General features: G+C 66.0%; 6 protein-coding genes. 3 read left to right on the plus strand and 3 right to left on the minus strand.

Features of this window, described 5'->3' with window-relative positions:
- Window positions 1-154 precede the first annotated feature (154 nt).
- On the plus strand, window positions 155-1288 hold the full coding sequence (locus ACT84W_RS08590) for a glycerate kinase family protein (protein ID WP_432290900.1): 1134 nt from the start codon (window positions 155-157) through the stop codon (window positions 1286-1288).
- Window positions 1289-1602: 314 nt separating this feature from the next.
- On the opposite strand, the gene ACT84W_RS08595 is transcribed toward ACT84W_RS08590, so the two are convergent.
- Together ACT84W_RS08595 and ACT84W_RS08600 are read right to left on the minus strand one after the other, a co-directional pair.
- A complete protein-coding gene (locus ACT84W_RS08595) occupies window positions 1603-2850 on the minus strand; it encodes an LCP family protein (protein ID WP_444328909.1) in 1248 nt (415 codons plus the stop codon).
- Between the two features lie 61 nt (window positions 2851-2911).
- Entirely contained in the window at window positions 2912-3280 is a 369-nt protein-coding gene (locus ACT84W_RS08600; protein WP_417575093.1) for a hypothetical protein, read from the minus strand.
- Window positions 3281-3693: 413 nt separating this feature from the next.
- Here ACT84W_RS08600 and ACT84W_RS08605 point away from each other — a divergent pair, with 413 nt between their 5' ends.
- Entirely contained in the window at window positions 3694-4857 is a 1164-nt protein-coding gene (locus ACT84W_RS08605; RefSeq protein ID WP_432290898.1) for a phosphoglycerate dehydrogenase, read from the plus strand.
- A gap of 290 nt (window positions 4858-5147) precedes the next feature.
- Here the strand turns inward: ACT84W_RS08605 and ACT84W_RS08610 are convergent, their stop codons facing one another.
- A complete protein-coding gene (locus ACT84W_RS08610; RefSeq protein WP_444328910.1) occupies window positions 5148-5804 on the minus strand; it encodes a helix-turn-helix transcriptional regulator in 657 nt (218 codons plus the stop codon).
- 435 nt (window positions 5805-6239) lie between these two features.
- Here ACT84W_RS08610 and ACT84W_RS08615 point away from each other — a divergent pair.
- Window positions 6240-7211: solute carrier family 23 protein (locus tag ACT84W_RS08615; RefSeq protein WP_444328911.1), on the plus strand; the 972-nt coding region annotated here is incomplete at its 3' end.

Consider the following 7211-nt stretch of genomic DNA (forward strand, 5'->3'; position numbering starts at 1 on the left):
TGGGCCCGCTCGCGGTTGGAAGCCAGGGGTTCTGCGCAAAGAGGAGCATCGAGTAGCGTTTGCCAGCTGGGTGCCGAGGATTCTGCGCGCAGCCGGCCAGCTCGCGACGCGCTATCGTATCGGATGGAAAGAAGATGCACCGAAGGGAGCCGCCATGCCCGAACCGTCCGTCCTCATAGCGTCCGACTCGTTCAAAGGATGTGCCTCGAGCCTCGAGGTGGCCGACCTCATCGAGCAGGGTGTCCGCCGCGCCGCGCCTACCGCGCGCGTGGCCAAGCTCGCCGTCGCCGACGGGGGAGAAGGCACCCTCGACGCCATCCTGCGTGCTCGCGGCGCTGAGCCGACGGTGCTCGAGGTCACGGGGCCGCTCGGGCGCCCGGTCCAGGCGCGCTATGGGCTTCTCGACGACGGGACGGCGGTGGTCGAGATGGCCGAGGCGGCGGGCATCGGGCTCACCGGCCGCACCTCAGACGACGCCCTCGCGGCAACCACGCGCGGGGTGGGGGAGCTCATCCTCGACGCCGCGCGGCGCGGGGCCCGCCGCGTGCTCGTGGGACTCGGAGGGTCGGCGACGAGCGACGGAGGCTCCGGCATGGCCCGTGCACTCGGCGCGCGCCTGCTCGACGCCGAGGGCTCCGAGGTCCCCGAAGGGCTCGCGGGCTTGCGCGACGTCGCGACGGTCGATGTCTCGAACATGGCTCCCGAGCTGCGGGGCATCGAGGTCGTCGCGCTCAGCGACGTGACGAATCCGCTTTGCGGGCGCGAGGGCGCCGTCTATGTGTACGGGCCCCAAAAGGGCCTTCCGCGCGAGCGGTTGGCCGAGTTCGATGCGTGGATGGCGGGCTATGCGCGTGCCGTTGCCCGCGCTGTGAGCCGCGATTTCTCTGAGGAGGCCGGCGCGGGAGCCGCGGGCGGCCTTGGTTTCGGGCTTCTTTCCTTCTGTGGCGCGCGGGTCGAGCCGGGCATCGAGCGTGTGCTCGACGCCATCCGCATTGACGAGGCGCTCGCGGGAGCAGACCTCGTGATCACGGGGGAGGGGCGTATGGACGCCCAGTCCGCCTTCGGCAAGGCGCCCGTCGGCGTCGCGCACCGTGCAAAGAAGCGCGGCCTGCCCGTCGTCGCCGTCGTGGGCAGCCGCGCCGCCGACCTGGGCGGCGTCTACGACGCGGGCGTCGACCTGGTGATCCCGTCGCCCATCGGCCCCTGCACGCTCGAGGAGTGCATGTCGGGCGCGGCGGAGCTTCTTCCCATCGCCGGCGAGGCCGCCATGCGCGCCTTCCTCCTGTGACGTCAGCCTGGTAGCGAGGATCGTGTGAACAAGATGGGCACTGCGGCGCCGGGGCCATGACATCTCGTGAACAAAACGGGCGCTGTGGCACAGGAATCGTGCCACAGCGCCCGTATTTGCCGCGATCGCGCCGTTTTTCGTGCCACAGCGGCGTTTTTTGCCGCGCTCTGTGCCACAGCGCCAAATCCTGCCACGCCCCGGCGTCCAACGCTCCGGCGGTGCCCGACGAACCGGCTCCCAACGCCCCGGCGTCCAACGCCCATCAGCTCCCAACGCACCGCCGCCCGACAGCGCTCAGCTGAGCGAAGGCGCCCTTACTGCCCGGCGCCCGCGAGGCCGGCGGTCGGGTTCTCGGACTCGTTCTCGTAGGGCGAGAGGCCCGCGTCCACACGCCCCATCATCTTTTTCCAGGCGTCCTGCTTGACCTTCTCGTACCAAACGCCGCCCTCGTAGACGCCCTCGGTCGGCTCGAGCCCCGAGGCGAGGTCGCGGCTCATGTCGAATCCGGCGAACCGCACGCCCAGAAGCATCAGCTCGAGCCCCGTGATGTCGCAGCTCACGCTGCCCGCCGCGGCGTTCAGGCCGGTCGCCAGCATTATGGGGTTGCCGCTGAGGGTCTTCTTGAGGATCGCGCCGAGAACCATGCGCTGGTTCGCGGTGCGGTAATAGTCGCCCGCGCCGTACTTGTCGTAGGCGTGGCGCGCGCGGCACAGCCCCAGCGCCTGCGCGCCGTTGATCGTCTGCGGACCGGCCTGGAGGTGCACGTCGGCGAGGTCGTCGTCGATATCGATGGGTACGTTCACGTCGACGCCGCCGAGGTCGTCCACCACCGAGGTGAAGCTGTCGAAGTCGATCTCGGCGTAATGCGAGATCTTGACCCCCGCGAGGTCGGACACGGCGTGAATCAGAAGCGGTGCCCCGCCGAGGGTGTAGGCGGCGTTGATCTTCTGCTTTCCGTAGCTGCCGCCGAGGTCGACGAGCGTGTCTCGCTGGATCGAGACGAGCGTGAGCTTGGCAGCGAGCGGGTCCACGCGCGCGAGCATGATCGAGTCGGTGCGGAAGGTGCCGCCGGTGCTGCCGTCCTCGACGCGCTGCTCGGACTTGTCCGTCCCGACGAGCAGCATATAGAATGGCGTGCCGGGCAGCGTGGGCGAGAGCGCTGCCCGCGTCTCGAGCGAGATCCCGGCGCCCAGTCGCACCGTCAGCACGACCGAGAAGGCCAAGAGCGCGACGAGCACGCCGACGAGCACCCGCTTGGCGGTTCTCGCCCAGTTGCGCGGCTTGGCCGGCCGCGGCGCGCGGCGCCCCTGGGGTCGCTGGCCCGCATAGGCGCCGACGTTGCTGCGCCCGCCCCGCGCGGGCGAGAAGCCCTGCCTGCGGTACTCGCCGCTCTCGCGCAGGCCACCGCCCACGCCGCCTGCGCCCTCCAGCCTGCGCCCGACCTCATGGCCGGCGCGGCGCACGGGGTTGGCGTTCTCGCGCTCCTGCCGCATGTGGCGGTAGCGTTCGACGTCGCTCGCCTCGCGGCGCGACACGTTGGGCCGGCGGTCGGCGTTGGTCATGGGATGCTCCTTCTGCGTTGCTTTGCTGCCTGTGCCTGATGGTACCCACATGGGGCGGCGGCTACCTACCGAGGAAGCTCCCCAAGCCGCCCAAAAGCCCGCCGAGCGTGCCGCCGAGCCCCAGCTTCGAGAGGTCGAGCTTGGCGATGTCGATGTTCAGCCTGCTCGCGGCGTCCTGGAGCGCGATCAGGTCGAGCTTGGTGAGGTCGAGTTGCGTAAGGTCGAGCTTGGAGATGTCGACGTCGCTGAAGTCGAGCCCGAGCTCGGCCGCGCGGGCGAGGGTGCCCTGGACGACGGCGTTGATGTCGAAGTCGGTGGTCCCGCAGATGGCGGCGACGGCGCCCTTGGGGTCGGCGATCAGCTCCTGGGCCTTCTCGGGCGCCTGCTGCGCGGCGTCGACGATTTGGTTGACGATCTCGGTGGTCTGCATGGCTTCCTCTTTTCGTCGGGCGATTGCGTGGCCCCTACTTTACGCCCACGTCCGCGCGCCCATGCCCGGCCCTTCTTGCCCTGCGCTCAGAAACCGCAGGTTCCAAAACCTGCGCGCTTGCGTGCGCTAAGAATTCCCAAGTCCCAGCCCCGGCGGATGGCCCAACGCTAAGAAATCCCAAGTCCCAGCCCTTCTTTCTGGGCTGGGACTCGCGATTCCTTAGCAAGCGGCGCCCTCCGGCGGCTGGAACCCGGGGTTTCTTAGCAAGAAGGGCGTACCGAAAGCTGGAACCCGCGATTTCTGAGCGCCCTCGCCGCCGCTCGCTGCCATGTTTCCGAACGGGGGCAAATCCGCGGCCCCGCGCGGCCTTCGGCTAAGCTAGACCGCACGTGACCTTCGCGATAGGAGTGAGCATGCGCCACATCAAGACGATCGACGACATCACCAAGGACGGCAAGGTAGAGTTCGGCGAGGGGTATGACTTCGTGTCCGACGCCGCCGATGCCGACGCCATCCTCATGCGATCGACCGACCTGCACGGCTACGAGCTTCCCGGATCCATCCGCGCCATCGCGCGCTGCGGCGCCGGCGTGAACAACATCCCCGTTGAAGAGTACGCAAAGAAGGGCGTCGTCGTCTTCAACTCCCCGGGCGCGAACTCCAACGCCGTCAAGGAGATTGTCATCGCGATGCTCATCCTCTCGAGCCGCGGCGTCGTCCAGTCCATGGACTGGGTGCGCGCCCACGCCGACGACCCCAACATCCTCGTCAACGCCGAGAAGGCAAAGAAGGCCTTCGTCGGCCACGAGCTCAAGGGCAAGCGCATCGGCGTCGTGGGCCTGGGCAATGTCGGCTCCAAGGTCGCCAACGCCTGCGTCGACCTCGGCATGGACGTCTACGGCTACGACCCCTTCATCTCGGTCGAGCACGCATGGGTCCTTTCCCGCGACGTGCAGCGCGTGGGCACCCTCGAGGACCTTTGCCGCAACTGCGACTACCTCACGCTCCACGTGCCCTCCAAGTCCGACACCATCGGCATGATCGGCTCCGACCAGCTGGGCCTGCTCAAGCCGGGCGCGGTCCTCATCAACTACGCGCGCGAGACGATCATCGACGAGGACGCCGTTGACGCCGCCCTTCGCGGCGGGCGCCTCTCGTGGTTCTCGTGCGACTTCGCCACGCCCAAGACCGTCAAGATGCCCAACACCTTCATCACCACGCACTCGGGCGCCGGCACCGGCGAGGCTGAGGCCAACTGCGCCGACATGGCGATCTCGGAGCTCAAGGACTACCTGGAGAACGGCAACATCGTCCACTCCGTCAACTACCCGGCCTGCAACATGGGCAAGGCCCGCGCGGCCAGCCGCGTCGCGTGCCTGCACGCCAACGTGCCGAACATGATCGGCCAGATCACGGCCATCCTCGCGCACGACAACGCGAACGTCCAGCGCATGGTCAACGAGTCCGCCGGTGAGAACGCCTACACCATGTTCGACACCGATGAGCACCTCGACGACGCGACCATCGACGCCCTCAAGAAGGTCCCTGCCATCTACCGTGTCCGCGTGATCAAGTAAGCTGGAGCTGCGTTGCGGCAAGAAGTGCGCCGCATTTACCTCTGTGCCCAAACAGTCCTCTTCGCACGGACGCGACATCAAGTCGCGTCCGGCTCATGCGGAACTGCGCCAGAGGCAAACGCGGGGCCCTTCTTGCTGAGCGGCCATTCCTGATCGAAATTATCTGAGCGCGAGGGGAAGCACGCTGCCCTTCTTGCCAAACAGGTCTCGGTGCCTCCAAAAGCGAGCGGGCGTGGAGCTTCATGCCCCGCGCCCGCTCGCTTTACGTTATGTTCGCCCCACGCTGCGCGCTACTCGTCCTCCTCGGACATCGTCTTGGCCTCGTCGAGGTAGCTGTAGAGGGTGTACTTCGAGATCCCGAAGTACTTGCACACCTTCGGGCCGGACTTCGTGATGAGGAAGGCGCCCGCGTCGTTGAGGTAGCGGATGGCGCGCACTTTGTCGTCCTTGCTCATGAGGGGCACGGGCGTGCCCACGAGGGCGACCGACTGCGCGAGCAGGTCGTCGAGCAGGTCGGCGATGTTGCGCACGATGGGCTCGGGCTCGCTGGGCGCGGTCGGCTCGACGCCGCAGATCCACTGGATCGTGCCCTGGGCGGCGCGCAGCATGGTTATGTCGAAGTTGATGGCAAAGATGCCCGAGAGGTCGCCCGCGGTGTCGCGGATAAAGATGGTCGAGGACTTGAGGACCTTGCCGCTGGCGGTCTTCGTGAGGTACGAGAGCCGGTCGTCGATCTTGCCCGCATCGGCGTGGAGCGCCTCGAGCACGACGTGGGAGGGGCCGTCGCCGACCTTGCGCCCGGTCACGTGGCCGTTCTCGATCCAGACGATCGAGTGGTCGGGGTCCTTCGCCTTGAGGTCGTGGATGACGACTTCGCAGCCTTCGCCAAATTGTAAGGCGATTGCGTGGCCCAGACGCTTGTAGAAGTCGAGGTGGTTCTCCTGCATGGTGCTCTCTTCTGATCGGTTCTATGCTGTCTACCTGCAAAAAACAAATTAGTCAGGTTGATGCAACTAATTGTTAGGCTTATACCATACCCTAAACTAACAAACAGTTTGTTAGGTATGTGTTTCAAGGCCCGTTTGGACGTGTTTTCCGCCCACGGCGTTTTTCGACCGTTTACCGATTCGAAAACAACGCTTCTTTTGTCGCTCATGTGGCATAAACCTGCAGATATAACAATTAGTTTGCGGTAAAAACAGATTGTTTGCGGGCGCATACGCTCGGCGAAACCTGCCCCTCGACGCTTGCGGCGAAAGGCAAAATCTGTAGACAACGCGTGACGTTAACGAGAGGGGAAACACACGATGTCTCAGAATGAGGAAGCCATTGGCTCACCTAAGCTTTTCCAACGCGATGGGATGCCTCCCATAAAGGATCTGTTGCCCACGTCCCTGCAGCACGTGCTCGCGTGCTTCGCGGGCGCGATCGCACCGGCGATGATGATCGCCTCCACCTGTAACTTCACCCCCGAGCAGGAGCAGGCTATCATCCAGGTCGCGCTTCTCCTCACGGCGCTCGACACGCTGCTCCAGCAGTTCCCGCTCTTTGGGCGCGTGGGCTCCAACATGCCCATCATCACGGGCGTCTCGTTCGCCTTCCTGCCCGCGTTCCAGGCCATCGGCTTCGACTTCGGCTTCGGCACCCTGCTCGGCGCCGAGCTCGTCGGCGGCGTGGTCGCCATCCTGTTCGGCCTGTTCTTCAAGAACGTCCGTAAACTCTTCCCGCCGCTGGTCACCGGTACCGTGATCTTCACCATCGGCGTCTCGCTGTACCCGACGGCCATCAAGTACATGGCCGGCGGCGCGGGCTCCCCGATCTTCGGCTCTGTCCAGAGCTGGTTCGTGGGCCTCGTCACCTTCGCCATCGTCTTCGCGCTCTCCAACTTCGCCAAGGGCGTCATGAAGCTCGGCGCGATCTTCTTCGGCATGATCATCGGCTGCCTGATCTCCATCCCGTTCGGCATGATCGACGCCTCCGGCCTCTCCGACGCCGCCTGGTTCGCCGTCCCGCAGTTCATGCCCTTCAAGATCGAGTTCAACGCGGCTGCTTGCCTGACCATCGCCGTCGTCTACATCATGGCAAACGTCCAGCTCATCGGCGACCTCTCGGCCGCCTCCCTGGGTGCTCTCGACCGTCTGCCCGAAGAGAAGGAGCTCTCCGGAGCCATCATGGCCCAGGGCACCGTCTCGATCGTCTCGTCGCTGTTCGGCGGCATGCCCACCTCGGCCTTCGGCCAGAACGTCGGCATCATCGTCTCCAACAAGGTTGTCAACCGCTGGGTCTTCGCCTTCGCCGCCTGCATCTTCGCCATCGCCGGCTTCGTGCCCAAGGTCGCCGGCGTGCTGACCATG

The organism is Paratractidigestivibacter sp. (assembly GCF_052362415.1).
Lineage (GTDB): Bacteria > Actinomycetota > Coriobacteriia > Coriobacteriales > Atopobiaceae > Paratractidigestivibacter.

What these genes read in the sequence shown, in the direction of transcription:
- ACT84W_RS08590 (WP_432290900.1), top strand. Translation starts at nt 155, where the DNA reads ATGCCCGAACCGTCCGTCCTCATAGCGTCCGACTCGTTCAAAGGATGT.
- ACT84W_RS08595 (WP_444328909.1), bottom strand. Translation starts at nt 2,850, where the DNA reads ATGACCAACGCCGACCGCCGGCCCAACGTGTCGCGCCGCGAGGCGAGC.
- ACT84W_RS08600 (WP_417575093.1), bottom strand. Translation starts at nt 3,280, where the DNA reads ATGCAGACCACCGAGATCGTCAACCAAATCGTCGACGCCGCGCAGCAG.
- ACT84W_RS08605 (WP_432290898.1), top strand. Translation starts at nt 3,694, where the DNA reads ATGCGCCACATCAAGACGATCGACGACATCACCAAGGACGGCAAGGTA.
- ACT84W_RS08610 (WP_444328910.1), bottom strand. Translation starts at nt 5,804, where the DNA reads ATGCAGGAGAACCACCTCGACTTCTACAAGCGTCTGGGCCACGCAATC.